This window comes from Hymenobacter lapidiphilus, assembly GCF_013377885.1.
Lineage (GTDB): Bacteria > Bacteroidota > Bacteroidia > Cytophagales > Hymenobacteraceae > Hymenobacter > Hymenobacter lapidiphilus.
Window position 1 is genome coordinate 114,771 of the sequence record NZ_JABKAU010000001.1, and the last position, 22,974, is coordinate 137,744.

Annotated in this window: 31 protein-coding genes; 10 read left to right on the forward strand and 21 right to left on the reverse strand. The window is 62.2% G+C overall.

What is annotated here, in order from left to right; translation table 11 throughout:
- Positions 1-52 precede the first annotated feature (52 nt).
- Complete coding sequence (locus HW554_RS00510) at positions 53-1,027, forward strand: GIY-YIG nuclease family protein (RefSeq protein ID WP_176906390.1); 975 nt, start codon at positions 53-55, stop codon at positions 1,025-1,027.
- A gap of 66 nt (positions 1,028-1,093) precedes the next feature.
- Here HW554_RS00510 and HW554_RS00515 read toward each other — a convergent pair whose 3' ends face one another.
- The 6 genes from HW554_RS00515 to HW554_RS00540 all read right to left on the reverse strand — a co-directional run bounded on the left by HW554_RS00515 (position 1,094) and on the right by HW554_RS00540 (position 4,601).
- The gene (locus HW554_RS00515) at positions 1,094-1,729 is read right to left on the reverse strand and encodes a hypothetical protein (RefSeq protein WP_176906391.1); all 636 of its coding nucleotides are present in this window, start codon (positions 1,727-1,729) and stop codon (positions 1,094-1,096) included.
- A 114-nt stretch (positions 1,730-1,843) separates the two neighbouring features.
- A complete protein-coding gene (locus tag HW554_RS00520; protein WP_176906392.1) occupies positions 1,844-2,548 on the reverse strand; it encodes a hypothetical protein in 705 nt (234 codons plus the stop codon).
- Positions 2,549-2,664: 116 nt separating this feature from the next.
- On the reverse strand, positions 2,665-2,895 hold the full coding sequence (locus tag HW554_RS00525) for a hypothetical protein (RefSeq protein WP_176906393.1): 231 nt from the start codon (positions 2,893-2,895) through the stop codon (positions 2,665-2,667).
- 121 nt (positions 2,896-3,016) lie between these two features.
- Positions 3,017-3,175: a hypothetical protein gene (locus HW554_RS00530; RefSeq protein WP_176906394.1), complete on the reverse strand. Its 159-nt coding sequence runs from the start codon at positions 3,173-3,175 to the stop codon at positions 3,017-3,019.
- 172 nt (positions 3,176-3,347) lie between these two features.
- On the reverse strand, positions 3,348-3,833 hold the full coding sequence (locus HW554_RS00535) for a hypothetical protein (RefSeq protein ID WP_176906395.1): 486 nt from the start codon (positions 3,831-3,833) through the stop codon (positions 3,348-3,350).
- Between the two features lie 78 nt (positions 3,834-3,911).
- Positions 3,912-4,601, reverse strand: coding sequence for a hypothetical protein (locus HW554_RS00540; RefSeq protein ID WP_176906396.1), 690 nt, complete (start codon positions 4,599-4,601; stop codon positions 3,912-3,914).
- A 187-nt stretch (positions 4,602-4,788) separates the two neighbouring features.
- Here HW554_RS00540 and HW554_RS00545 point away from each other — a divergent pair, with 187 nt between their 5' ends.
- Positions 4,789-5,220 carry a hypothetical protein gene (locus tag HW554_RS00545; protein ID WP_176906397.1) on the forward strand — a complete coding sequence of 144 codons (432 nt, stop codon included), beginning with the start codon at positions 4,789-4,791 and terminating at the stop codon, positions 5,218-5,220.
- Between the two features lie 211 nt (positions 5,221-5,431).
- Here the strand turns inward: HW554_RS00545 and HW554_RS00550 are convergent, their stop codons facing one another.
- Genes HW554_RS00550 through HW554_RS00580 form a run of 7 tightly spaced genes read right to left on the reverse strand, consistent with a single transcriptional unit; the run spans position 5,432 to position 8,359 of the window.
- On the reverse strand, positions 5,432-6,118 hold the full coding sequence (locus HW554_RS00550) for a PD-(D/E)XK nuclease-like domain-containing protein (RefSeq protein WP_176906398.1): 687 nt from the start codon (positions 6,116-6,118) through the stop codon (positions 5,432-5,434).
- A gap of 54 nt (positions 6,119-6,172) precedes the next feature.
- Entirely contained in the window at positions 6,173-6,889 is a 717-nt protein-coding gene (locus tag HW554_RS00555) for a hypothetical protein (protein ID WP_176906399.1), read from the reverse strand.
- 58 nt (positions 6,890-6,947) lie between these two features.
- Positions 6,948-7,154, reverse strand: a complete 207-nt coding sequence (locus HW554_RS00560) for a hypothetical protein (RefSeq protein WP_176906400.1) — start codon at positions 7,152-7,154, stop codon at positions 6,948-6,950.
- A gap of 48 nt (positions 7,155-7,202) precedes the next feature.
- On the reverse strand, positions 7,203-7,511 hold the full coding sequence (locus HW554_RS00565; protein WP_176906401.1) for a DUF3846 domain-containing protein: 309 nt from the start codon (positions 7,509-7,511) through the stop codon (positions 7,203-7,205).
- A 49-nt stretch (positions 7,512-7,560) separates the two neighbouring features.
- The gene (locus HW554_RS00570) at positions 7,561-7,740 is read right to left on the reverse strand and encodes a SymE family type I addiction module toxin (RefSeq protein ID WP_176906402.1); all 180 of its coding nucleotides are present in this window, start codon (positions 7,738-7,740) and stop codon (positions 7,561-7,563) included.
- A gap of 9 nt (positions 7,741-7,749) precedes the next feature.
- Positions 7,750-8,013: a hypothetical protein gene (locus HW554_RS00575; RefSeq protein ID WP_176906403.1), complete on the reverse strand. Its 264-nt coding sequence runs from the start codon at positions 8,011-8,013 to the stop codon at positions 7,750-7,752.
- Positions 8,006-8,359 carry a hypothetical protein gene (locus HW554_RS00580; RefSeq protein ID WP_176906404.1) on the reverse strand — a complete coding sequence of 118 codons (354 nt, stop codon included), beginning with the start codon at positions 8,357-8,359 and terminating at the stop codon, positions 8,006-8,008. The genes HW554_RS00575 and HW554_RS00580 overlap by 8 nt, the downstream gene beginning before the upstream one ends.
- A 189-nt stretch (positions 8,360-8,548) precedes the next feature.
- Between HW554_RS00580 and HW554_RS00585 the strand changes: the two genes are divergently transcribed.
- The 5 genes from HW554_RS00585 to HW554_RS00605 all read left to right on the forward strand — a co-directional run bounded on the left by HW554_RS00585 (position 8,549) and on the right by HW554_RS00605 (position 11,446).
- Positions 8,549-8,944, forward strand: a complete 396-nt coding sequence (locus HW554_RS00585) for an SLOG family protein (protein WP_176906405.1) — start codon at positions 8,549-8,551, stop codon at positions 8,942-8,944.
- A 956-nt stretch (positions 8,945-9,900) separates the two neighbouring features.
- Entirely contained in the window at positions 9,901-10,389 is a 489-nt protein-coding gene (locus HW554_RS00590) for a M15 family metallopeptidase (protein ID WP_176906406.1), read from the forward strand.
- Entirely contained in the window at positions 10,376-10,834 is a 459-nt protein-coding gene (locus HW554_RS00595) for a hypothetical protein (protein ID WP_176906407.1), read from the forward strand. Before HW554_RS00590 ends, HW554_RS00595 begins: the two co-directional genes overlap by 14 nt.
- A gap of 82 nt (positions 10,835-10,916) precedes the next feature.
- Positions 10,917-11,219, forward strand: a complete 303-nt coding sequence (locus tag HW554_RS00600) for a hypothetical protein (RefSeq protein ID WP_176906408.1) — start codon at positions 10,917-10,919, stop codon at positions 11,217-11,219.
- A gap of 26 nt (positions 11,220-11,245) precedes the next feature.
- Positions 11,246-11,446: a hypothetical protein gene (locus HW554_RS00605; RefSeq protein ID WP_176906409.1), complete on the forward strand. Its 201-nt coding sequence runs from the start codon at positions 11,246-11,248 to the stop codon at positions 11,444-11,446.
- Positions 11,447-11,535: 89 nt separating this feature from the next.
- On the opposite strand, the gene HW554_RS00610 is transcribed toward HW554_RS00605, so the two are convergent.
- The 4 genes from HW554_RS00610 to HW554_RS00625 all read right to left on the reverse strand — a co-directional run bounded on the left by HW554_RS00610 (position 11,536) and on the right by HW554_RS00625 (position 15,042).
- Positions 11,536-12,708 carry a serine hydrolase domain-containing protein gene (locus HW554_RS00610; protein WP_176906410.1) on the reverse strand — a complete coding sequence of 391 codons (1,173 nt, stop codon included), beginning with the start codon at positions 12,706-12,708 and terminating at the stop codon, positions 11,536-11,538.
- A 162-nt stretch (positions 12,709-12,870) separates the two neighbouring features.
- Positions 12,871-13,065: a hypothetical protein gene (locus HW554_RS00615; protein ID WP_176906411.1), complete on the reverse strand. Its 195-nt coding sequence runs from the start codon at positions 13,063-13,065 to the stop codon at positions 12,871-12,873.
- Between the two features lie 18 nt (positions 13,066-13,083).
- Complete coding sequence (locus tag HW554_RS00620) at positions 13,084-14,163, reverse strand: nucleotidyltransferase domain-containing protein (protein ID WP_176906412.1); 1,080 nt, start codon at positions 14,161-14,163, stop codon at positions 13,084-13,086.
- A gap of 108 nt (positions 14,164-14,271) precedes the next feature.
- Entirely contained in the window at positions 14,272-15,042 is a 771-nt protein-coding gene (locus HW554_RS00625; RefSeq protein ID WP_176906413.1) for a nucleotidyltransferase domain-containing protein, read from the reverse strand.
- A gap of 46 nt (positions 15,043-15,088) precedes the next feature.
- On the opposite strand from HW554_RS00625, the gene HW554_RS00630 reads away from it, so the two are divergent.
- Together HW554_RS00630 and HW554_RS00635 are read left to right on the forward strand one after the other, a co-directional pair.
- A complete protein-coding gene (locus HW554_RS00630; RefSeq protein ID WP_176906414.1) occupies positions 15,089-15,430 on the forward strand; it encodes a type II toxin-antitoxin system RelE/ParE family toxin in 342 nt (113 codons plus the stop codon).
- Between the two features lie 2 nt (positions 15,431-15,432).
- Positions 15,433-15,762: a helix-turn-helix transcriptional regulator gene (locus HW554_RS00635; protein WP_176906415.1), complete on the forward strand. Its 330-nt coding sequence runs from the start codon at positions 15,433-15,435 to the stop codon at positions 15,760-15,762.
- 133 nt (positions 15,763-15,895) lie between these two features.
- On the opposite strand, the gene HW554_RS00640 is transcribed toward HW554_RS00635, so the two are convergent.
- Entirely contained in the window at positions 15,896-18,514 is a 2,619-nt protein-coding gene (locus tag HW554_RS00640) for a polynucleotide kinase-phosphatase (protein ID WP_176906416.1), read from the reverse strand.
- Between the two features lie 70 nt (positions 18,515-18,584).
- On the opposite strand from HW554_RS00640, the gene HW554_RS00645 reads away from it, so the two are divergent.
- Entirely contained in the window at positions 18,585-19,136 is a 552-nt protein-coding gene (locus HW554_RS00645; protein WP_176906417.1) for a hypothetical protein, read from the forward strand.
- Between the two features lie 12 nt (positions 19,137-19,148).
- On the opposite strand, the gene HW554_RS00650 is transcribed toward HW554_RS00645, so the two are convergent.
- The 3 genes from HW554_RS00650 to HW554_RS00660 all read right to left on the reverse strand — a co-directional run bounded on the left by HW554_RS00650 (position 19,149) and on the right by HW554_RS00660 (position 22,728).
- On the reverse strand, positions 19,149-20,594 hold the full coding sequence (locus tag HW554_RS00650; protein WP_176906418.1) for a 3' terminal RNA ribose 2'-O-methyltransferase Hen1: 1,446 nt from the start codon (positions 20,592-20,594) through the stop codon (positions 19,149-19,151).
- 358 nt (positions 20,595-20,952) lie between these two features.
- Positions 20,953-21,783, reverse strand: coding sequence for an aldo/keto reductase (locus tag HW554_RS00655; protein WP_176906419.1), 831 nt, complete (start codon positions 21,781-21,783; stop codon positions 20,953-20,955).
- 102 nt (positions 21,784-21,885) lie between these two features.
- Positions 21,886-22,728, reverse strand: coding sequence for a DNA/RNA non-specific endonuclease (locus tag HW554_RS00660; RefSeq protein WP_176906420.1), 843 nt, complete (start codon positions 22,726-22,728; stop codon positions 21,886-21,888).
- Between the last annotated feature and the right edge of the window lie 246 nt (positions 22,729-22,974).

Sequence of the window (22,974 nt, forward strand, 5' to 3'; positions counted from 1 at the left end):
GGTTATATTACCTTACAAGGCCGGCGGAAGGCATTATCCCGTTCAGTCGCACATGAGTTTGACCATTATTGATTCGCTGGGATTTAAGGCGAGAGCCGGGTACGATGTGACAGGCCGGGTTTCCATTGCCGACCGGTTCCCGGCCTCGAAGAACCGCTGCGGAATTTATCTGCTGAAGTTCAGCGACAACACGTTTTACATTGGCCAGGCGGTGGATGCCGTCCGGCGGTTTGCCCAACACCGGAAGAACTACGATACCATTGTTCGCTACTGGTTCCAACCCATTACCAAGGGGCAACTAGACCAAGTGGAGCAGCGGCTGATTCAGCAGGCGGAGGCAACGGGCTTGCTGCTGACCAACAAGACCTTCGTGACAAACGTGGTGGGCGATACTGACCTGGATTTGCTCGTGTCGCCGGTTGAGCAGGCGACCTGGGTGGCGGACGGGCACCCGCTGGATAACGAGGGAGTAGATTTAAGCCAGTCAGTTGAGGAGCGGTTCAAGGTGAAGTACCGGCAGAATTTCCTGCAGCTGCAGCGGCTGCCGGCCTACGCCCGCGTGCAGGCTTTGCTGCGCGCTTACATCACGCTGGGCATCCCGGCTTACAGGAAAACCGAGCAATCCTTCTGGGCGCTGAGCTGCCTACCTTCCACCAGTGGGGGCAGCCGCTACTTTACGTTGAACCTGAATGGCATGGAAGTGCTGGTGGCGGGCCGCGAAAAGGCCACCAACCAGAGCTTTGTTTTTGCCATCGTCACGGGCAGCTTCTACTCAACTCCGGCAGAGAAGGCCCGCTTTCTGCGCGCTTACGCCTATGCTATCGAGCCCTCCACTTATCAGGCCGCCGGAACAGACCAATATCGAATTGGTTTCAAGGGGCTGAGCTTTCTGCTGACGGCACTGCAACAGGAACCAGCTTTTCGGCAGAGTGTGCGGGAAATGAGCCTGCGGCTGATGCGCAGAGGCGGGACTATCTACTCGCCTTATCACTGCTTTGATTTAGCAGAAGATGTACTACGTGGCTAATCGAAAATCGGGGCGGGTTCCGGCAGAGCTGCCCTCCCCACTGCAGGCAGGTCTGTGAGAGCCTGTCTAGCGGCTGGCGATTTGCTGCCAATTGTTGAAAAAAGGCGTCATGTTCAGTTCCGCATATTCCTGGGTATTCAATGAGGATGGGTCTTTAAGCAGGGCCAGTCGATTGGCAGTTGACAGAGGTTGAGCCGCAAAGCAGAAGCCGGCTTTAGCTATAAAGAGGCTGAATTTTTCGGGATTGGGAGCCTGATTCAATAGCTGCTTCAATTTCGGGGTCGGCAGAACGAGGTACTGCGGAGTAGCGGTACCAGAGCGCAACATCAGAACCCAGAGGTCCTCGGTTTCTGAGTCGACGTGCTCTTCTATGCGCCAGTAGCCATAATGGGCCAGGTACTCGCGGATTTCGCTGTCCGGCCGGGTAAACTTGTCAATGGAGTCGTCACCCGCGGCAATTCGGATGCGCAGCGGCTGGTGCCCGGGCTGAACGAGCAGCAGCGGATAATAGAACGGGTATCCGCCGGGGTAAGCCAGCGAAATACTATTGTAGTCAACGCCTTCCTCCTTCCGTTCACTGTAGTAGGTGCGCGCCACAAAATCAGGTCGGTGCCCCACGGCTATCTCGCAATCAGGTTCGACGCTGGCGCCTGGAAAGTGGGTAAGCAGCTGGTTTGCAACGAACTCGTAGGGAGTGGCCATTTTTGAAACGTAAGGATGAAGTATGCAATGATTGCTGGATGAGCGGGGCTGTTTGCCTGCTCCGGCATTGGCTCACTGCCTGCCTTATCCCAGCAAAGGGAACCGGCTTCCATATCACTGCCAGGGCAGTGGTATGGGGGCGGGCAGGCCCAGCGCCTGGCGTAGTTGCCAAGCCAGGCGACCCAGCGAGCCGGCATCAAGCGAGTGCGCATTTCCGCTGAAATCATCGGCGAAAAAGAACGGGGTGCCAGCCGCCTGGTCGCGGTAGGTGCCCAGGGCCTCATCCCAGGACAGGGGCCAATGGAGCCAGCAATAGCTCCTGATAAGGATGCTGGCCAGCCGACTGCAGACGACCACCGCGGATGGTTCGAGCGCGCGCACTGTCGATTGGAACAGGGTTAGCTGGCTCCGGAGAAAATGTCGCCCGGCCTCGGTGCTTACCACTATCGGGAAGTAGCCGTCGGGGCTTTCCCGGTGAAAGAGGACTGGCAGATAGGTAGCCCTCACGCCCAGTTGCAGGGTGAGGCGGTGCATGGAGTAGGTGGCAGACACCTGCCGGCCGCTCAGCACATCGTAGTGCCGCTGCTGGTGGGGCTGTCCGGCAAAAGGCGACTGCAGCCCCACGAAAAGCAGCGCGCCGGAGTTGCCGGAAGCGGGCAGCGTGAAATCCTGGCCGCAGTAGGCCGCAAAGGCGGGCGTCTGCCAGATGGCCGCCAGGGGCTCGTCGAGCAGCGGCGGCAGGGCCAGCGCCCTATTGCTGTCGGCCTGGTCTGAGCTGTCGTCGCTGAACAAATCGTCCTGCTCCAGTTGCGCGCTCATGCGGGCAACGAGATTAGCGGCGGGATAGTCCTGGCACATGGGGCAAAAGTCTATCATCGTCAGTCCGGACAGGTCGGTGAAGCAACGGCCGCATTCGGAAGTGGGCGCCGGCAACGTCATGGCTGCGGCGTTGGGGTGTCGCGAGTGCCCACCGCGTGGCGCGGTTGTTTGCTTGACAGGCTGAATAGGCAGTTCATCTGGTCGTTTTGGGCTCGGAAGGCCTGATAGCGGTCCACATCGAGGCGTGGGCGCTTGTGGGCCGGGATGGAATAAAGCTTCAGTCGTCCGATGATATCATGGGTTTCGCCGGCAGGGAGGGTGATACCATTGGGTCGGTGGGTGAGCATAACAGACGAAAGAAGGCAGAAATTAATAGTGGACGTCGATGTAGGCCAGGGCTATGGCGGCGGCGAAAGCCAGCACCAACAGCGAGAAGACCAGTTTTACCAGTAGCCGGAACATAAATCTTTACTTTGAGCGGCTGAAGATGGCGCGCAGCACATCGATTATGAGCGCGAAGAAGAGCAGGCTACCCAATAGCAGCAGATAGGAAAGTGGCTTATCGTGCCGGAAAGCGTCGCGGAAAAGCGCGAAGGTGATAATGAGGCTGCCAATGATGCGGGACATGGACCACGGAATAAAGGGAAACGGAGGTATGGTGGAGCAAGAGCCCGTGGTGTAAAGCCCCTGCTTCGGTGGGGTTGTCGCTATTCGGTTATTGGCCGGTAAATGAACAAGACATGGCCAGGCCACTTGATGCAGCACTAAAAAACACATTGGCCAGACTGCTTTCTGAGGTTTAGAGCGTATTGCTCAACGTTTCCGATGCTAACTCAATGCCGGCCGCTTGCAGTCGACAGCCACCATCGGCCGGCAAGGACGATTTAAGCCCCATTCCTCCTTTCGCACAGGAGCGGTCGATATACCCAGCCTCTTCTTTGGTGAGTAGCACCACTTCATTTTCCCGCAACAGACGTAATACAGTGGCTTCGCTACGGTCTGAAGCTAGTATCTTTTTAATCGAGCAGGAAATAGGCACGAGGTGTTCACCGTAGAGCTCTTTGGCCGGCAAACCGCTCGTATAAGCCGCAACAGAAGCACGGTAGTGACGCTTAGCAGCTTCGCGGCGGTAGAGAGGCACCCCCTCAGCCGAAAATTCTGTAAATGAGCGAATTAACTTATCTGCTGGATTGCCCTTGCAGAATGCCTGTACTGTTTCTTCATCGAGGGCCAAAATTGCTGCCAGGCAACGGGCTATTTTCTCTTGATGGCTTTGCTTTGTCATTTGGCCTGAGGTATAGTGTCTACTTATATCCTTAATCAAAAGATAACGAAAAATAGTTCCATCTTATTTTAAGATAATCTATTCCTCTAGCAGCTCCTTCCACCTATCGGAGTAGGGGTTTTCACCCTTCATTTTTAATGGAATGCCGAGGTGACGGGATAGATAACGTAGAAGAGCGGGGAAGTTCTTTATGCCAAACTGATTGGACACCACCAGCACTTTGCCGTCTCTGGTGATGATTTCCTCATCCTTATGAAAGCGCGTTTCGTCTTTCACCTCGTGGGCCAGCTGGTACAGGGTCCGGTTACCTACAACAGCTTGGCCGGCGAATACCTTGTCAGCGTCAAAAAAGCTCTCAACTTCTTTCATATCCATTTTTCCGGCCACTCGACTTTTGAATACTGCCAATAAGAACCTGCCTTTGGGATAGTCCTCACCATCCAGTTCCCAGCGGCTGGTATCACGAGTTGTTTTCTGCTCAGGCGAATCAGCAGCAACTATCTTAGAAGGTGCTACAGACAGTGAATCAACTACGGCGTTAGCACTCTCAAGCTGCTTTTGCAACAGCTCTAGAGTGGCAGTTGCGGAAGCCAGCATTAGTTTCAATTGCTCTACAGTAGCGGTGGCATGTTGTGTCTTCATAGCAAATATCTTTTTTACTAAGATATGAAAGAAGTTGATGATATTTGTAACACAAGTCATCCACAACTCATTATAGACCGTGGCAGGTGTACCTACGGCTGCCGAGATGAACTGGCCATGAAGCACATCAGGAGCTGAATAGACGCCATTAGCTCCTTAGACCGTTTTTGGTACATCAGTGTGTTTTCCGATAATGCACATACCGATTCGGAACGCCGCAAGACGCCTTTTTTTCGAGAGTACGTCTAGAAGCACTCCACTTTAGCTTGATTCTGACTTTCCAGCACTTTCACCTACATCACTTTGATTCTTTATGACACCGACTTACCAGATTCCCGGATTTCCACTCACATTCAAACGGGTGCTTCGCTTAACACATGTAGATGGTGTTTTTGATGGCCAACCGATTGTCTGGTACGCAGATTACGACGAGGATTTAGGCCGAGAGCGTGGTATTGCCATTGTCGTACAGGGCGGCAAAAAAGTGCTGTACTGTGACGCCTTTAATAATAAGGCGTTTGCACAGATCTGGTTGTATGCAAGCAAGGGATACTTATACAAACAGCGTAAAAAAGCGGCTGAAGCGTTGAAAAATGATGCCCCGCTCGAAATCTATATGGCGAGCTTCACTGATCCGGGAAGTGCAAAAAGCATAGCAGCGGATATCATTAACACTTTAGGGCCCAAGCTTTCTTGGAACAGTTTATATAAACAAAAGCAATTACTCAGCATAGGCACGCAATAGGCGCTGGCGCTTCTAGCGGCCCTGAGCCATGGTATCGGCGTCGGGCGGCAGTACCAGTACCGCCGTCCGGACTTACGAGTTGCTGGACGCGCAGCCGCTACGGGCCCTGACCTATTACCGGCTCCGGCAGACATACCGGAATAGCCTGAACGGCCTGCTTCATACACATGAGGCAGGTCGTTGGGCTTATAGACTATGGTTGATGAGCCGTCTACGCCGCCAGCGCAGGGGATTGCTCGGCGGCGCACCGGAGCAGCTTGCCGTACTTCTTTCGGCCCTGCTGCAACTGTTCGGCGGTCAGCTCGTGGACCCATACGGCGGGCTCCTGGCCTTTCGGGGCCCGCTTCTGCACGGCAATCAGGACGACGCGCTGGGCGCCGAGCACGTCGGCGTAAAATGCGCCCTGGCGGTCGTAGCCGTACTTCTCGACCGTCTGCAGGAACTGGCCCAGGTCTTTGCAGCTGGTGGTTTTGAAGTCTACCACTGTTCGCCGGAGCCGCTTGGGGCTGTCGATGAGCAAATCGGGACGGACTTTGACGAGCAGGCCGGTGGGCTCGTGGGTGGCGGTGTACGTCTGCTCGGCCTGGCCGCGGCTGGAGTAGATGACGTGGCGGGGGTAGCGGCGTCGGCGGATAGCGGTGGCCAGCTGGGCGGCCTGCTGGCGCTGCTGCTCGTCGCGGGCGTCATCGGGGTTGATGGGGCTGAAGGTGTCGGGCTCCAGCGTGGCGCTGTGGAAGTAGGCGCCGAAGTTGAGGGCGGCGCTGCGGTACTGATTGACTACTCGCGGGCAGCCCAGCAGCTCGTCGGCCAAGTTGCTCAGGTCGGTATTACTGACGGCGGCCAGGGCGCGGTGGCCGGCCTGGGTGGTCCCTGGGTGGTGTTGCAGGTTCTGGAACATGGGGAAATAGAAAAGTGGCCCCCTCCCCTGCTAGTGGGTCGGGGGCCGGGTGAATTATTGAGTATCGGTAGCTTCTTGGGTGGCGGGTGCGGCGGCCAGTTGCGCCTGGAGCTGCTCGGGCTGGTAGCGGGCCGGGAGGCGGTAACCCTGCACGATGCGCGTTTCGGCGGTGCCGGTCAGGGTTTCCTCGCGGTACAAATCAAAGTCCTCGGCGAACTCGCGACGGGCCTGCACCTCGGCGGGCTCGGCGGGTACGTAGCTGAACTCAGCGATGTAGTAGGTGGCGGGCTTGCCGTCCTTCTCCGTCTGCTTCTTGGCGGGCGTAATGGTCAGCAGCACCTCGCTCAGGGCCAAATCATCATAGAACAGCTCGGCATTGAGCTTCTGCAGGTTCTCGACGCTGTAGCCGTGGAAGAGCACGGCGCAGACGTGGCCGGCGGGGTCGGTGAAATAGATTTCGGCCCACGTCTTGCGGCCCATGTTGAGAATGTTGTCGGTGAAAATGCGCAGCGCCATCGGGATAAAGCTGATGGTTTTGCCGAGCACCGTCTGGCCGTTGACGTTGAACACGCCGGCTTTGAGGTCGGCCCGGATTTGCTTGGGGTGGCCGGGCAGGTAGCGGAAGCGGGGCGTCTCGGTGAGGTCGCCGGTTTCCTCGTCTACCGACTGCACCATATAGGCGCGGCTGGGCTGGTGGGGGTTGGCCGTTTCCGTGGTTGGGGTAGCGGCGGGTGCGGCCTTCACGGCGGCGGTTTTGGTGGCAGTGGCCATAGCGGTGGGGGTTGGGGTTGGTGGTGGGGCCCCTTGTCGGCGGGGTCCCTGAGCCGTTTTAGTGGGCGTCTTCGGCATTGCGGAACATCAGCTCCCAGCCGGCGGCGCGCAGCTCGTGCAGCACTTCGACGGCGAAGAAGCGGGGGCCGCGGTCGTTGAACCCTCTATCCTGGAGGTACTCGGCCGCCGTGGCGAACCCGGCAAACCCGGCCGCGTTGCCGATGGCCGTTTCCAGGGCTTCGGCGTGTTCTTTCACGTTTGACATGGTGGTGGGAAATGCGGGGCCGGCGTGGTGGGGCCGGCCCCTGGTGGATTACTTGAATTGCTTGTCGTGGCAGAGCAGAGCACGGCCGACGATGGAATCCTGGCCGCGGGCGGCGGGCTGGTGCTGGTACCAGAGGTAGGTGGCCAGTAGGTTGAGGTAGGCCGGGTTGCGGAACTTGCCCTCCTCGTCGATGATGAGGATGAGTTCCGCCGAGAGGCGCACGACCTCGACGGTCTGGCAGTCGAGCAGCTGGTAGAGTTCAGCCAGCCGGAAGTTGCGGCCGTTGGCGGGGCAGACGGGTTGCGGGTCGGCGCTGTGCGGGTCGAGCAGCTGGGGCTGGTAGGCGGTGGCGGGCATGATGCGGGGCGTTATGGCCCGCGCCGCCGTGGAGGGCGCGGGCCGGTGGTTACTGGACTGCTGCGGGGGTGATGATGAGCCGGCCGGCCTGCACCTCGACCTGGGCGACGGTACCGGGCTGGAAGCCGGCGGCCTGGAGCCAATGGCCGGAAAGCAGGAGTTTGGCGGTGGCCACAAAGCCCCAGCGACGGGCCCGGTTGCGGTACTCGATTTTGATGTGGCGTTGCATGGCGGGGCGCTAACGGGCGGAGGATGCGGCGGCCCGGTCGAGGGCGGCGCGGGGGCTGGCGTGGTACACGCGGGCAGCGGTGGTGAGCAGGGCGCGGGCGGCCTGCCGCAGCAGCTTGGCGCAGTGCTTATGGCCGGTGCATTGCTGGCGGTGGTGCAGGTGCCGGTCGCGGGCATCGGCGTGGGCGGCCTGGGCGCGGGCCAGCAACCAAAGGGCCGGCAGCGCAGCCGCCCAGCTGGGGGCGGCTGCTACTGGGGTGGGCTGGCTACACATAGAAGCGGCGGGCTACACAGCGGCGGCGGGCGCGGCTGGCGAAGGTGGGCCGGATGGAAGGCAGCCCACAAAGGGCGGCAGCCGTGCGGGCAATGGCCCGGTGGGCCTTGTGGCGCGAAACCGGAATGCCGGCGGCGGCCGCGGCGGCCACGGCGGTAGCCACGGCCTCGAAAGGGCACTGGGCGTTACCGTAATACATGGCCCCGCCGAGGTGGTAGCTGATGCTGAAACCGTGCGCCGAGTTGCCGCAAGTGGCGACGTAGTGGGTGGCGCTGACGCTGATGTTGGCGGCGGGCCCGGACCAGGCGGCGGCGGCAAGCTGCGAGAATTGTAAGGCAGTGAACATGGCTGTAAGTGTTAGCCGTGGGGTGCGCTACCGGGGGCCCGCCGGGGTGCGCGTGGCGTCCGGGCCTCTCCCGAACTACTACCTAAATATACGCTATTTATTTGAATATAATACACTAATAGGTAACAATATTTACCTTGTTTTTACATTTAAATACGCTAATAATTTGTATATTGTGATATGAGTAGGATGCAAAAAATGATAGCCGTGGTAGGCAGCCGCGACCTGGCGCACTGCCCGGCGCTACTGGCCCGCCTGGATGCGCTACACGGAGCCGACGAGGTGGCGGCAGTGGTGAGCGGTGGGGCGCGGGGCGTGGATGAGCTGGCCGCTGGCTGGGCCAGACGCAACCGGGTGCCAATGACCGAGTACCGGCCCGACTACCGCGCCCACGGGCCCGCCGCGCCGCTGGTGCGCAACGGGCAGCTGGTAGCGGCGGCTGACCTGGTGCTGGTGTGCTGGGACGGCGTGAGCCGGGGCACGCTGGACGCGGCCCGCCGGGCGGCCCGCCTGGGCAAGCCGATGGAGTGGCTGGCCGCACCCGCGCCCGGTGCGGGGCCGGTAGCCGGCGGGCTGGGGCTGTGAGGCTGGCTGCCGGAGCCGCTACAAGCCCGGCACTGTGCCCCTAACCGGCGGCACCGCCCCGCGCGCCACCCCCTGCCAGTAGCCTGACGCGGCCCCGCTGATGTTGTGGCGGGCTGCCGACCGGGCGGCCGACCACCCAACCCTTAAATGATTGGGGGTCTGGGGGGCCGCCCCCGGAAAAACTACGCGCGAAGCGCACCTTGAACCTAGATGCTGGGCGAAGCCTGAGCATGAAAGCGCCGCCAGGAATCGGCAAGTGGCTGTGGGGGCTTTGGGGTCGGTAGCTGCGGGCGGTGTGGAGCTGGCAGCGGCAAACACCTGAGTCGCCCCTGTTGCCGGGCTACTGGGTGCGCCGCTGTTGCCGCTTCTGAGCCGCTTCAAGCTGCAATCTTATGTGACTGTTATGTGATTTTGCCCCTGTATTTCTGCCTGCGTTGGCTGGAATCGGGGGTTTCTTGTGTGACTGGAATCCGGCTGGTGAGGGGCGGGAGCCGGCTGACCAGCGGGAGGCGGGCGGTGGGGATGTATCGGGGGGCTGGTGGCTGAGCGAAGGGAAGCGGCCGGCACCTGGAGCTGGAAAGACTGAGGCAGGTGCGTTGGGGAGAGGGCGGCCGAGTGGAGCGACGCAGGAGCGCAAGGAGGCGGGCCGGGGCGGTGGGTTTCGGTAGCGGAGGTTGGGGGCCTTTTTTTGGGCCCCGGACCGGAGCGTGGAACGGCACCGGAGCGGCCGAATCGACGGGAACCGGGAGGATGTGCTAGGGATGGGAAGGGAGCGACCAACGGGAGCTGTGCTCAGCACCGCAGCGCAGCGAAGCCCTGGACAGCCCGGGCCGAAGGCAGCGCCCACATAAGAATAAGTCAATAGTATACATTTCGCTTTAGCCATTCATTATTACATAGTAGTATAAATTATGCATCTTTACTTTACCTATTATACTAATAAACAACTCATGCGCATGGCAGCCTCCTCCCGCCCCGCTCAACCGCCGCTGCTATCGGGGAAGCAGACGACTCTTCAGGCCCAGCGACTGGGCGAGGCATTGCCCTGTTTGCGGGCGGCTTATGAGCAGGCTTTGGGGCGGTGGCTGGGCGACCCGGTGCTGCGGCTGGTGGGGGTGCCGTTTATAACGGAGTGCTACCGGAGTGCGGAGCGGCAGAATGAGCTGTACGCGCAGGGGCGCACCAAGCCAGGGCTGGTGGTGACCTATAAGCGCGGGGGGCAGTCGAAGCACAACCTGGGGCCTCCTACCCCGGCGCTGGACGTGGCGTTTCGGCTGGCCGATGGGTCGGTGTCGTGGTCGGGGCTGCTGCTGAGCAAGTTTGCCCGGCTGATGAAGTACGCCGATGCCCGGGTGGTGTGGGGCGGCGACTGGCCTTCATTCAAAGACCGGCCGCACTTTGAGGTATTGGGCTACGAGGCGAAAGGAGGTGATGAGCGTGGATAGTCTGGTGGACAACTGGGGCGTGGTGACGTCGGTGGTGGCCGGGGCGGTGGCCGTGCTGCTGTACTTCGTGAAGAACTGGCGGGCGGTGGAGGAGCTCAAGGTGGCCTGCCAGAAGCAGGAGCAGCAGGCGGCCGCGCTGGCCGTGAAGGTGGACGACTACCACATATCGGCCGTGGCGCGGGAGGGCAAGCTGCGCGAGGAAATGAAGCTGCATTCCGAACAGGTACGCATTGAGGCGTTGCAGCAGCGGGCCGAGCTGCGCAAGGAGATGACCGACCTGGTGCTCAAGCTGACCGAGCGGCTGGCGCATATCGACAAGACCATGGCTTTGGTGGAGGAGCGCACCAAGGTGCTGACCGAGGCCAGCAAGGAGCAGGATTCGCGCAACAAGTGGGCCGACCGGATTCTGGCTCGGCTGGACGGGGGGGACGGGGGAACGAGGTAAACGAGAATCGGGGGACAGGTTGGTCTTTGGGGCCGCCTCTCCCCTGCTGACAACTGACAACTACTCACTAACAACTACTACCATGAATCAGAAACTGACAGTGCTTGACCGGGTGACGCTGCCCACGCCCCGGTTTTTTCGGAAGGTGCGCACGATTGGGGCCGCGCTGGCGGCGGTGGGCGGCATCATTGCCACGGCGCCGGTGGCCTTGCCGGCGGCGCTGGTGACGCTGGGCAGCTACCTGGTGCTGGCGGGCAGCGTGGCGGTGGCGGTGGCGTCGGCGGCGGTAGACCCGAACGGGGCCCTGCAGCCGGGGGCGGATGAGCCGGGTCTGGTAACTGACCGGCAGCCGGTGGTGGGGCGCGGGGACGCGGCTTCGCTTTAATGTTTCATTCTTTAATTCTCTTTCAGATGGCAACCAACCCTCCTACCGGCGACAACGCCCGCAAAGGGGCCGTGCGCAAACGGTCGCAAACGTTCAACCCGGTTACGAAGCAGTACGTGAAGCGTGATGCGGAGACGGGGCGCTTTATGGATGTCAAAGAAGACGGCAATCCGTTCAAGGGGGTGCGGCGCGAGCGGAAACGCAAGCCGCCGGAGCCGGGCGCGTAGCTGGATGGAACAAGAATGGCCACCTTTAGCAAGGTGGCCGTTTCTGTTTTTAGAGGTGTGTGGTATAGCGTGCGATTAGCAGCGGGCCTTTAGGGGTTGAGGGCCCCAAGCACCCGCTTTATCAACTCGTTGGGGCTGCCGTTGTGCCAGCGCCATACGATAACCAAGTCGTGTTCGGGGTCGACCCATACGGTATTGGAGCCCGCGCCCAGAGCGGCATAGCTAGTGGCCGGGGCGTCGGGCCAGGCTTTCTTTTCGGTGTTGAGCCACCACAGGTAGCCGTAGTCGGGCCCAACGGGGCCACGCGCGGTGGCCTGCCGTACCCAGTCGGACGACACAATCTGGCGGCCATTCCAGCGGCCCTGGCGCAGCATCAGGTAGCCAAAACGGGCCTCGTCGCGGGCGCTGATGCGCAGTCCGCCGCCCCAGCGCGTGCCCCCACTCACCGAGGGCAGGGCCTGGCCGTTGACGGTGGCCACGGCGTTGGGATACGGCACCCACTGCCAGGAATTAGAGGCGCCGATAGGGTCCATCACTTCCTGTTTGAATACGACCGGCAGCGGCTTTTGCCACAGGCGCAGCAGTGAGAGGGCAAACCGGTTGATGCGTACGTCGTTGTATTCGTAGTACGTGCCCGGCGCCTGCAAGGTGCGGGGCTTACGCTCGCCCTTGCCAAAGGCGGCAGCACCGATAAAATCAGCGTTTTTACCCCAGAGCTCTCCCTCCCACTCGCTGGTCTGGCGGGCATGGTGCTCCCAGGTGATGAGGCCGTTGTGGGCCGAGTCGTACCCGCCGTCATTCACGTACCGGGCTACGGGGTCGTGCACGTCCTTGATGAGGCCGCGGTCAAGCGTGATACCCAGCAGGGTGGACAGCGCGCTTTTGGCCACGCTGTACGTGGGGTCGGCCCGCTCGGTATCACCCCACTCGGCCACGATATAGCCGTGCCGGATTACCAGGCCGTTGGTGGTGGCCCGGCTGGCGGGCATGGGCCCGAGCAGCTTGCCGAAAATCTCCTCCTGGGTGGAGAAATCGGGCGTCATCTGGGTGGTTTCCTGGGTTTGGGCGAAGGCAATGGCCTCGGCCAGGCGGGCCCCATCGAAGCCGGCTGCCGCCGGGCTCTGCCGCAGCCAGGCAGGGCCGGCCGCCGGAAAATACGTGCTGGTCGCCATGGCGGCGGTGCGGCCGGCGCCGGGCGCGGCCGGGCGGGTGCAGGCCGCCATTGCTGGCAGGGCCAGACAGATAAGTAGTTTTCTAAACATAGGAAGCAGCAGCGAAGGAGAAGAGCCAGCCACCCGGGCCGGAAGTAAGGGCGGGGCCAGGGGACTACCCGCGGCCAAACTGTGCGGGCATTGCCTCATGCCCCGTCCCGAAGATAGCCGCAAAAACTAAGGCAACGGCCACCCTGACAAGGGCGGCCGTTGCTAGTTCAGTTGCAGGGCCTGGTTGGCGCGGCCGGTGAGCGTGAGCGTTAACTGGCGGCCGGGCTCGGACGGGTTGGGGGCCACGGTGAGCGTGGCGGCCTGCGGGTTAGCGCTCTTTGGTGAAGAGAGCGTAACGACGCGGCGCAGGGAGGCCGTGCCGGTGAGGTCGAGCTGGCGTAGGAACCGCCTTGCCATTGTCCCAGGTATCACTGCTCACGCGGCCCGTTGTTCATAGAACGCCTTGCGTAGCCGGATGAGCAGCTGCTCGGCCGCTTCTTTGTTGGGGGCCTCAGGTAGCGTCGAGGTGGCGAAACTGGCTTCTACCTGCGTTACCAGTTGCTCGGCATTGGTCACCAGCTCATCGTACTCGAATTCACCGCGGCGGATTTGCAGCAGGAACTCCCGGTTGGGGCGGCGCACGTGGAGCTGGCCGGTTTCGGCAATCTCGCCCGCCATTTGCAGCAGCCGGAATACGTGCAGCATGTTTTTGGCGTCGTAGTTTTTGCCGTGCTGCACGGTGTTCTGGTACCGCTCGGCGTTGCGCTTGGCCACCCAGTCGTGGTACTCCCGGAAAACGCGGCAGTAGGTGCTGTAGCCGTTGCGGTTGAAGGACAGATAGGCGACGGGCACCTCCCCTTTGGGTACGGCCGATAGCAGCACGTCCTGGGAGGCCTCCGGGTCGCGCACCAGCCCGCGGTAGCCGTGCTGGTGGTCGGGTGTGGCGTCTGTGAACAAGGCGTACAGGTCGGTTAGGTGGGGCACTTTGGCCAGGCCGCACTGCGCGGCCTCATGCCCTTGGCGGGCCAGCCAGGTCGCGACGGGCTGGGCTCCGGCGCCCACGGTCACGTAGCAGAAGTCGAGCACCGATTTACGGGCCGGCGGCTCGGGGTGGTTGATTTTCTTGTTCAGGCCCTTGGCCTTGCGGATTTGCGCGACGGCATATTCGGCAAAGCTCTGGCGGCAGAGCTTGGAGAGGAAGTCGCGCGCCTGAAACCGGGCAAACAGCGGGTGCTGGTACACAATGCAGTCGGCCGGCGTGCCCAGCAGCTCCAGCACCGTGGGGTTGTTTTTGAGCAGTAGTTCCACGAAACGGCGCAACTCATAGAAGACCTCATCGTTGGTTTCGTTGGCCACCTGCGGCACGTAGTCCAGGCCAAAGAACCGGTCTTCCGGCAGGACAAACACGCCTTTTAGGTCGATATCCGAATGAGGCAGGTTGGTGCCGTAGGCCCGGCTGCCGCTCACGGCTTCGAAGAGAATCAGGTGCTGCTCGCGCAGGTCGGCAATGGTCATGAGCGAAGGTAGCGCGGATTGGCGTCTCCCCCTTCCCTACCCCAGCAACTTCCACGGTTGCCCCGCCGGGTGGCAACCGGTGCTCAAGTCAGCAAAACCAGCCGCCCCTTATCCCAGGAAAGCGGCGGGTAGCATCTGCTGAAACAAGGCATCCAGCTCGCTGGCCGCGCTGCCTGCCCGAATCACCGGCAACGACTCCTTTGCTACCTGGCCCGCCGCCAGCTCGGCCCGCAAAAATGCCGTCACGGCTTCCGGCCGCGCCACCGTGGTTTTCTCATTTGCCCCGGCCTTGCGCTGCAGCAGCTCGTCCACCTCGGCCTCCAGGGCCGGGGGCAACAGCGCCCGCAGCGGCGCAAACTCCATGGGCGGCATGGTCTGCCGCTCCCGAATCCAGTGCGCCGCTAGGGCCGAGCGCAGGGCGTAGAACAGCCGCTTCAGCCGCACGTCCTCCCCCGTCAGGTCCTGCTCCACGCCCCGCCGCAGCTGGCCCAGGTAGTGGTGCAGGCCGGCCTTGAGGTTGAAGGTGGCCGGGAGCAGCGGGGCCAGTTGGGCCCGGAAATCCAGGGCCTCGTGGTAGACTACCGGCGACTGCAGCCACTCGAACAGGGCGGCATTGGAGCCGCGCAGCAGCCGCAGGGCCTTACGCAGCTCCCAGCCGGCCAGGTCCAGCTCGTCGTCTACCGGGAAGTTGAGCGTGTCGGGCCCCTCGTCCAGCGTGAGGTACCAGGCGGCCGGGTGGCAGTAGATGAAGCGCACGTCGTAGTCCGAATCGGGCGAGGGAAAGCCCCAGGCCCGGCTGCCCGACTCGCAGGCGTAGAGGATGCGGACGTTGTGTGTGGCTTCGAGCTTGGTGAGGGCGGTTTGGATGCGGGCCAGCATGGAGTTTCTTAAACAGGAAACCTTATCTTGGCTGAAAGTGTCCCTCATGAAAGAGAAATTCCAGGTTCAGCTCTCCGGCGAAGTACGGGAGTTTATCGGAGGTTTAGATGCGAAGGCCCGCGAGAAGGTGCTCTACAACATCCGGAAGGCCCAACTGGTCAACGACCAGGAGTTGTTCAAAAAGCTGACCGATAGCATATGGGAATTCAGAACCTTATTCAACAAAACCCACTACCGGATTTTTGCCTTTTGGGACAAAACCGGACCGATGGACACGCTGGTGCTGACCACGCACGGCCTCATCAAGAAAACCGGCAAAACGCCCCAGGCAGACCTGGACAAAGCCGAAAGAATCCGCAGAATCTATTTCGAACAGAAAACCAACTAGCCATGAAACCCGACGAGCCGCTGCAGTTTTATTCCCTGGACGAAGTCGTGAACGAGCACATTGGCCCTCTTGGCACCCCCAGGCGTGAAGCGTTCGAGGAGGAGCTCCGCCTCGACCTGCTGGGCAAAGCCATCAAGGAAGCCCGCCTGCAACGCCACCTGACCCAGCAGCAGCTCGGGGAACTGGTGGGCGTGCAGAAAGCCCAGATTTCCAAGCTGGAAAACAACCTGACCGACGCGCGTTTCGACACGGTGATGAAGGTGTTCAAGGCGCTGAATGCGAAGGTTAATTTCAGCGTGGAGCTGCTGAATCAGGGCGCAGCTATACGCTAAAGGATTACCTGTATTTGTAGAGACCCACAAGTAACAGCGCCATGTGCTTCAGCAGTAGCTGAAGCACATGGCGCTGTTTCGCTTGACAGGGAGTAAAACGCATTAACACTGGCTTAAATCCTGACGCTGTAGCCTACAGCCGCGGGTCGACGGCCTCGCTCTCCAGGGCCAGCACGCCAAACACGCACTGGTGCACCCGGCGCAGCGGCTCGCCGGCCACGAAGCGCTCCAGGCCTTCTACTCCCAGGGCGAACTCGCGCAGGGCCAGGTTGCGCTTGGCTTTCACATTGCGCTGCTTGAGCCGTTCGAGGTTGCCGGGCAGCAGGTAGTCGGGGCCATAGATGATGCGCAGGTACTCGCGGCCCCGGCACTTGAGCGCCGGCTGCAGCAGGCCCTTACGGTTGTTGGCTATGAAGTCGTAGGGCTTTACTACCATGCCTTCGCCGCCGGACGCGGTCAGCTCGGTCCACCACTGGATAGCGGCTTCCACTTCGGCCGGGTCGTTTAGTGGCACTACCCGGTAGGGCGTGGCGCGCAATAAACCCGGGTCGGCGAGGCTGAGCGTGCGCAGCGTTTCCATGTGCCAGGCATGGTCGCGGTCGAAGTAGGTCTGGCCCTCAGTGGCCAGCAGATGGAACGGGGCCAGGCGCAGGTCGTCGAGCCCATTAACGGGCCAGCAGTAGCGGCGGTAGGCCTCGGCGTAATCGGTGGCCGCTGTGCGGCGGGCCATGGTGCGGGCCAGCAGCGCCTCCACCCCGTCCAGCTCGCGGGTCGCGGCTTCCGTCAGCACGGCCTCTACCTGGGGCAGGGCCGCGTTGGCGGCGGCCGCTACGGCCGCGTACTGGTTTTTGATTAGCTCCTGGGCCTTGGCCGACCAGGGCAGCAGCTCCGCATCGAGGCACACCCAATCGGTGTTGAACTTGTCCCAGAAGCCGGCCGTGGTCAGCGCATCGCGCAGCCGGGCTAGGAAGGCCGTTTCCAGTTCGGGGTCGGTGAAGAAGTTGCGGCCGGTGCGGGTATAACACTTGCCGATGCCTTCGCCCACCAGTCCCAGCCGGCGCCGAATGGCTTCCTCATCCTGGCCAATGACCACGACTACGCGGCTGCCCATGTGCTTTTCCTCGCACACCACGCGCTCCACGCCCAACTGCTGGTAGTAGGCCAGCGCCTCGGCGGGGTGCTCCAGCAGGTCGGGCAGATCGGACGTTTCGGTGGGCGACATGGTGGGCGGCAGGTAGAGCAGCCACTTGGGGTGCAGGGCGAAGCGCGACATCACTTCCAGGGCGGCCACTGCGTTTTCCTCCCGGATGGTAACGCCGCGCAGCAGCCGGGTTTCGATGAACTGCTTGCCCGTGACGTCGCGGATATCGAGCAGGTCATCGTGCTGCTGCTGGGCACTCAGGTCGCCTTCGCCGGCAAGCGCCTCGGGCTGCAGCGCGGCCGCGCGGTAGTTGAGGGGGCGCGCCGGCTCGCAGTACACCTGGGCGGCGGGCACGGTTACCAACTCCCGCTCGGGGTAACGCAGGGCCGTCAGGCGGCCGCCGAACACGCAGCCCGTGTCGATATCAATGGTGTTGTTGAGCCATTCGGCGTCGGGCACCGGCGTGTGGCCGTAGACCACCAGGGCCCGGCCCCGGTACTCACGGGCCCACTCGTAGCGCACGGGCAGGCCGAACTCGTCAATCTCGCCGGTGCTTTCGCCAAACAGGGCAAACGCCCGCACGGCCCCCGAGCCGCGGCCCTGCATGTCTTCGGTCAGGCCGGCGTGGGCGACGACCAGCTTGCCGCCGTCGAGCACGTAGTGGCTGACCAGCCCGTCGAGGAACTGGCGCACCTGCCCCTTGAAGGCGGTGGGCTCGCTTTCGAGCTGGGCCAGCGTTTCGGCCAGGCCGTGGTTGACTGTTACTTTCTTGCCGTTGAGGTGGCGCAGCAGCTTGATGTCGTGGTTGCCGGGCACGCACAGCGCCGAGCCATCGCGCACCATGCTCATCACCAGCCGCAGCACCTGTGGCGAGGCGGGGCCGCGGTCCACCAAATCGCCCAGGAACACAGCCCGCCGCCCCGCCGGGGCGGTTACCCGCACGCCCAGGTCGCGGGTGTCTGCCATGGGCTCAGTTTCGACCTGGTAGTCGAGCTGTCCGAGCAGCGTCAGCAGCTCGTCGTAGCAGCCGTGCACGTCGCCGATGATATCGAAGGGGCCGGTTTCCTCCTTGCGGTTGTTGTAGAGCCGGTCGCGCACGATGCTTTGGACGGCCTCGACTTCTTCCACCCCACGCAGGTGATGGATGTGCCGGAAGCCTTCCTGCTTGAGGTTGCGCAGGCTTTTGCGCAGGTCCTGGCGGTGCCGGGCCACGACGTGCGGCCCCAGGTGCCGGCGCTCGGGGCGGTCGGCATTGCGCCCGTGGGCCACGGCGTCGGGCACGTCGAGCACGATGGCGACGGGCAGCACGTGGTACTGGCGGGCCAGCGCGATGAGCGGCTTGCGGCCCTCGGCCTGCACGTTGGTGGCGTCGACGACGGTGAGCAGCCCGCGCTTGAGGCGCTTGGCCACCAGGTAATGGAGCAGCTCAAAGGCATCCTGGCTGGCCGACTGGTCGTTCTCATCATCGGCCACCAGCCCCCGGCAGGCATCCGACGAGACGATTTCGGTGGGCTTGAACAGGCGCCGCGCAAACGTGGACTTGCCGGCACCGGTGCTGCCGATGAGGATGATGAGGGAGAGTTCGGGGAGCTTGATGGTATCTTGGGGCATTGGAAAGGGCACAGTATAGTATAGCTGAACACAAGATTAGGTACAACCACCCACTATTTAACGCTTTACTATGAAGGTCGGTAAGCAATTCAACACCCTTACGCAGGAGGAATACCTGCACTTGATTGGGAACTACAAGAAGTTCACCGATTTCAATACGCTCGGCCTGTTTCGCTCCATCGTGGAAAACACGAAGCTGAGCCTTGAGCAGAAGCTGGAGCTGCGGCAAGTCGCGGTTGCCGCCTTTGCGAAATCGTTTGATTTTCTGCAACTGAAAGATCCTCAGACTTTTTTTGAGGTAAGTACGTTGGGCGAAACATTGACCAAAGCCGATGAAATGCAGGCTTGGGAGAATATCAAGCGAAATCAGCAGCGGATTTTGGATAGCAAGCAGTTGAACCACCGAAATTTCGGCACATACTCAAAGCACATTTGCGACTACGCTACTTGTCACCTAAACGGGCTGATGATTAAAACGGGTTCTCATTTGGCTTATGGCGGGCCGATGCGTTTCCATTCGGATAATCACCATAGCTGGTCTGGTTATGTGAGAGCGGAGCGGCACAAACAGGACAGAAAAGCAAAGCGGCGACTAATCACACAGCAGCTTGACAGTGAATAGTTAGAACAGCTCCTAACTGCTAATTCCAAACACCGCCATCTGCGACGGGGCTCCTACGCCTTCCACTTCCTCGCCCATGCTTTCCAGCCGCAGTTGGTAGCCGTGGCGCTGGGCCACACCGGCGGCCCAGGCGGCAAACTCGGCGCGGGTCCATTCGAAACGGTGGTCGGTGTGGCGGAACTCGCCGGCGTTGAGCTTCTCGAAGAGCTGGTTGTAGTCGGCGTTGGGGCTCGTGACGAATACGTGCGCCGGCCGGGCCTGCCCGAACACGACGGCCTCCAGTGCCACCAAGCGGTTTTCGTCGAGGTGCTCAATCACTTCCACCAGCGCCGCCGCATCGAAGCCGATGAGGCGCTCGTCGCGGTAGAGCAACGAGCCCTGGATTAGGTCGAGGCGGGCGCGCTGGCGCGGGGGCATCTCGTCGAGGTGCAGGCGCTGGGCGGCCCGGCTCAGGGCCTGGTGGGATACGTCCATGCCCAGGATGAACTCGATTTTGGGCTGGCGCAGTAAGAGGCGCAGGAGCTTACCCTCGCCGCAGCCCAGGTCGAGCACGCGCTTGGGACCGAGCTGGTAGATTTCGTCGGCCACTTGCTGCAGCCGCTGGTCGTGCAGGGAGAGTTTGAGCTCCTGACTATCGGCAGCCACTGTATCGGCCGTTACGGGTGCGGTTATGGTGCTGGCATCGACCGGCCCCGCTTCCAGGGTGGGCTCTGCTCCTTCTTCATCTTTAAGCAGCTGCTTGAGCGTGGGGTTCACATAGGCGGCCAGGTAGCGCAGGTAGCGGCGGGTGATGAAGTCGCGCTCGGGATGCTGGGGCAGCCAGTCGGCGCCCTTGCGCAGCAGCTTTTCGGCCTCGTTTTCGCCGACGTAGTAGTGCTTGTCGTTGTCGAGCACCGGCAGCAGCACGTAGAGGTGAGTCAGCACGTCCTGCAGGCGCAGGCCCTCGTGACGCAGGTGCAGGGTGTAGTAGCGGCTGTCGCCCCACTCGGGCATGGTGGGGTCGAGCGGGGTGGTTTCAATTTGTACCTCATAGCCCAGGGGCTCGAATAGACGACGGGGCCAGTCGGGGCCGGGGGCCGATACCACGGCCACCTTTACCTCCAGGGGCAGGGCCTGCTCGGGTAGGTTCGGGCGGTCTTTGCAGGTGCCGTTCATGGCCGTACTGAAGGCTTTACTCAGCGCGCCGCTCAGAAAGGACGAAGCCACGTAGGGCCGGTCGTTGACGTACTGCTCGAGCGCGAATCCTTCGCCGGAGGAGCCGGCCCGGCCGCGCACCAGGCCCACGGGGTCGAGGTCGAGCAGCAGCGCCGCCGTGCAGCGCTCGGCGGTGGCTTCGGGGTAGAAAATGTGGGCCTGCCCACCGGCTATTTCCAGGCTTTGCAACCGGGCCGGGTTCTTATGCAGCAAATAGCCCAGGTCGGTAGCGGGCGAATAAGTAGTGGTGATGGTTAACAGCATCGGGTAAAATAAACGGCGACGGGAAAGTCAAATGTAGGCTTGCTGGCTGGTTATACAACCTGGCGCATCTACCGGAACTGAACTAGAAACGGCCAGTGCCTGACCGGGGCGTAGGCAGCGGGGCGGTGTCTTCGGCTGCGGTGGAGCCGGAAGGGGAATTGCGGCAGGGGGAGGATAAGCTGGGGCCACCCGGCCAGCATCGGGAGGTGAAGCGCGAGCCACCGGGGCCGGGAGCGTAATTGCAGCGAGTAGATTCTGTAACTAGAAACGGCCACCCAGGGGGTGGCCGTTTTGGTTTTAGGGCCGCGCTGCCCAGCTAAGGGAGGCTTTGGCTTCTTCCTGCCCGTGGGCCCGCTGGCTACAGCATCTCCAACGGCCGACGCTCGGCCGGGCGGGGAAAGCAGGCATCGAGCGCGGCAAGGTCGCTGGTCGACAAGTGCAGGTCGGCGGCGGCCCGGTTATCCTGTACGTGGGCAACGTGGCCGGCTTTGGGGATGGCCATCACCTGGTCGTGGCGCATAACCCAGGCCAGGGCCACCTGCGCTGGCGTCGCGCCCAGGTCATTGGCAAGCTGCTGGAGCTGCCGGTTGGCCAGCAGCCGTCCCTGTTCGACGGGGCTGTACGCCATCACGGGCATGGCCTGCCCGGTGAGCCACGGCAGCAACTCGTGCTCGGGGCCGCGCCGGGTCAGGTTGTAGAGCACCTGATCGGTCGCGCAGGCCTCACCCCCAGCGGCCACCAGCTCCTGCATATCGGTGGTGTCGAGGTTGCTGACACCCCAGCGGCGGATCTTGCCGGCCACCACCAGCTTCTCCATGGCCTCCACCGTTTCGGCCAGCGGCACGCGCCCGCGCCAGTGCAACAGATACAGGTCGAGCCGGTCGGTACCCAGCCGCTTCAGGCTGGCCTCGCAGGCCTGAGGCAGGCGGTCGCGCGAGGCATTCTGGGGGTAGGCTTTGCTTACCAGAAACACCTGTTCGCGCAGGCCGCGGAGCGCTTCGCCCACCAGCCGCTCGGACTCTCCCTCGGCGTACATTTCAGCCGTGTCGATCAGCGTGAGGCCCAGGTCAATGCCCGCGCGCAGGGCGGCCAGCTCGGCGGCGCGCTGCGCAGGCTTTTCGGCCATGTTCCAGGTGCCCTGGCCAAGCGCCGGCACCTGGGTGCCGTCAGGAAAACGAATTGATTTCATGCCCCTTCCCAACGCAGGCAGGGCCGCGCTGGTTACGGAAGCGCACCGGAGTGGCAGTCGGCAGGTTCAACAACCGAACTGCCAGCACTGCCAGCACTGGACTTACTGCGTGGGGCCCTCATCCACCCGGGTTTCCAGTACCTGCTGCACCGCCACGGGTACGGCGGAAAGCAGATCGAGGCCGGTGGCGGCTTCGATGGCATCGACGCTGACGCGGTACTGGCCCCAGTCGGTGTTGATGGTGTTGTCGTTGGGCGTATCGATGGCAATGATACGCGTGCTACTGCTGACGCGGGTGGCGTCGTTGTCGCCGGTGGGTAACACGACCACGACTTTCCAGAGGCGGGCGGGGACGGTGACGCGGCCCTGGTCGAGCGTAGTCTGGAAGCTGTTAGAGCCGGTGCCGCCCTGGCCGTAAGCGCCGCAAATGATGTAGATCTCGTTGCCGGAGCTGAGGAAGGTGCGGGTATAGTTTTCGAGGTTGGCCCAGGTCTGCTGGTTGTTGCGTGGGGCCTGGGGCACCATGTTGGTCATCAGGAAGGTGGCCGAGTTGTCGGGCACGGTGTTGGTGCGGTCGGCGCTGGGGCACTGGTGGCCGCGGTCGAAACCGGAGCCGGAGTAGCTGCTCCCTCCTACCTGGTACCAGCCGGCGGGCAGGGTGTTATCGGCCCGGAAGTCATCCTGGCGGGCAGCGGAGCCGCGCCAGCTGGCGTCGAGGTGCCAGCTGACCCAGGTGGGGATGCCCCGGTCGCGGTGGTAGCTGAGCGCGTACTGGGGCTTGCTGAGCAGGTAGTTGGTAGGCTGGCTGACGTCGGCAGTGGCGCCGCTGGGGTTGCCGAGGGTTAAGTGCTCGGTAAGCGGCTGAGTGGGGACTGGGTCGTTGGTGGTGGAGCAGGCGGTAGCCAGCAGCAGGGCCACTGCAGCGGGCAGGTTAAATTTGTTCATTACGGAAAGGCAGGCTGGTAAGCTCGGTGGAGGCAATCCAAGGTATGGCAATATCAGACCCAAGAAACGTCACTTGCGGATGAGTGGCGTTACTTTGGTCTGTCAGATGGGGCTAGTGCGGGGCTGGTCAGTAGGCTTTTAAGGCGGGTGGTGGGGGAGCCACGCTGGCGGTGGGGCGCACGGGCGGTTGATTACTTAAGCGAGTGCGCTGGGAAAAGCCGCGCAAAACCACTTAATGCGGAAGCA

Bases quoted from the DNA above. Each gene is read 5' to 3' on its own strand.
- HW554_RS00510 (WP_176906390.1), top strand. From the start codon at position 53: ATGAGTTTGACCATTATTGATTCGCTGGGATTTAAGGCGAGAGCCGGG.
- HW554_RS00515 (WP_176906391.1), bottom strand. From the start codon at position 1,729: ATGGCCACTCCCTACGAGTTCGTTGCAAACCAGCTGCTTACCCACTTT.
- HW554_RS00520 (WP_176906392.1), bottom strand. From the start codon at position 2,548: ATGAGCGCGCAACTGGAGCAGGACGATTTGTTCAGCGACGACAGCTCA.
- HW554_RS00525 (WP_176906393.1), bottom strand. From the start codon at position 2,895: ATGCTCACCCACCGACCCAATGGTATCACCCTCCCTGCCGGCGAAACC.
- HW554_RS00530 (WP_176906394.1), bottom strand. From the start codon at position 3,175: ATGTCCCGCATCATTGGCAGCCTCATTATCACCTTCGCGCTTTTCCGC.
- HW554_RS00535 (WP_176906395.1), bottom strand. From the start codon at position 3,833: ATGACAAAGCAAAGCCATCAAGAGAAAATAGCCCGTTGCCTGGCAGCA.
- HW554_RS00545 (WP_176906397.1), top strand. From the start codon at position 4,789: ATGACACCGACTTACCAGATTCCCGGATTTCCACTCACATTCAAACGG.
- HW554_RS00550 (WP_176906398.1), bottom strand. From the start codon at position 6,118: ATGTTCCAGAACCTGCAACACCACCCAGGGACCACCCAGGCCGGCCAC.
- HW554_RS00555 (WP_176906399.1), bottom strand. From the start codon at position 6,889: ATGGCCACTGCCACCAAAACCGCCGCCGTGAAGGCCGCACCCGCCGCT.
- HW554_RS00560 (WP_176906400.1), bottom strand. From the start codon at position 7,154: ATGTCAAACGTGAAAGAACACGCCGAAGCCCTGGAAACGGCCATCGGC.
- HW554_RS00565 (WP_176906401.1), bottom strand. From the start codon at position 7,511: ATGCCCGCCACCGCCTACCAGCCCCAGCTGCTCGACCCGCACAGCGCC.
- HW554_RS00570 (WP_176906402.1), bottom strand. From the start codon at position 7,740: ATGCAACGCCACATCAAAATCGAGTACCGCAACCGGGCCCGTCGCTGG.
- HW554_RS00575 (WP_176906403.1), bottom strand. From the start codon at position 8,013: ATGTGTAGCCAGCCCACCCCAGTAGCAGCCGCCCCCAGCTGGGCGGCT.
- HW554_RS00580 (WP_176906404.1), bottom strand. From the start codon at position 8,359: ATGTTCACTGCCTTACAATTCTCGCAGCTTGCCGCCGCCGCCTGGTCC.
- HW554_RS00585 (WP_176906405.1), top strand. From the start codon at position 8,549: ATGCAAAAAATGATAGCCGTGGTAGGCAGCCGCGACCTGGCGCACTGC.
- HW554_RS00590 (WP_176906406.1), top strand. From the start codon at position 9,901: ATGGCAGCCTCCTCCCGCCCCGCTCAACCGCCGCTGCTATCGGGGAAG.
- HW554_RS00595 (WP_176906407.1), top strand. From the start codon at position 10,376: ATGAGCGTGGATAGTCTGGTGGACAACTGGGGCGTGGTGACGTCGGTG.
- HW554_RS00600 (WP_176906408.1), top strand. From the start codon at position 10,917: ATGAATCAGAAACTGACAGTGCTTGACCGGGTGACGCTGCCCACGCCC.
- HW554_RS00605 (WP_176906409.1), top strand. From the start codon at position 11,246: ATGGCAACCAACCCTCCTACCGGCGACAACGCCCGCAAAGGGGCCGTG.
- HW554_RS00610 (WP_176906410.1), bottom strand. From the start codon at position 12,708: ATGTTTAGAAAACTACTTATCTGTCTGGCCCTGCCAGCAATGGCGGCC.
- HW554_RS00615 (WP_176906411.1), bottom strand. From the start codon at position 13,065: ATGGCAAGGCGGTTCCTACGCCAGCTCGACCTCACCGGCACGGCCTCC.
- HW554_RS00620 (WP_176906412.1), bottom strand. From the start codon at position 14,163: ATGACCATTGCCGACCTGCGCGAGCAGCACCTGATTCTCTTCGAAGCC.
- HW554_RS00625 (WP_176906413.1), bottom strand. From the start codon at position 15,042: ATGCTGGCCCGCATCCAAACCGCCCTCACCAAGCTCGAAGCCACACAC.
- HW554_RS00630 (WP_176906414.1), top strand. From the start codon at position 15,089: ATGAAAGAGAAATTCCAGGTTCAGCTCTCCGGCGAAGTACGGGAGTTT.
- HW554_RS00635 (WP_176906415.1), top strand. From the start codon at position 15,433: ATGAAACCCGACGAGCCGCTGCAGTTTTATTCCCTGGACGAAGTCGTG.
- HW554_RS00640 (WP_176906416.1), bottom strand. From the start codon at position 18,514: ATGCCCCAAGATACCATCAAGCTCCCCGAACTCTCCCTCATCATCCTC.
- HW554_RS00645 (WP_176906417.1), top strand. From the start codon at position 18,585: ATGAAGGTCGGTAAGCAATTCAACACCCTTACGCAGGAGGAATACCTG.
- HW554_RS00650 (WP_176906418.1), bottom strand. From the start codon at position 20,594: ATGCTGTTAACCATCACCACTACTTATTCGCCCGCTACCGACCTGGGC.
- HW554_RS00655 (WP_176906419.1), bottom strand. From the start codon at position 21,783: ATGAAATCAATTCGTTTTCCTGACGGCACCCAGGTGCCGGCGCTTGGC.
- HW554_RS00660 (WP_176906420.1), bottom strand. From the start codon at position 22,728: ATGAACAAATTTAACCTGCCCGCTGCAGTGGCCCTGCTGCTGGCTACC.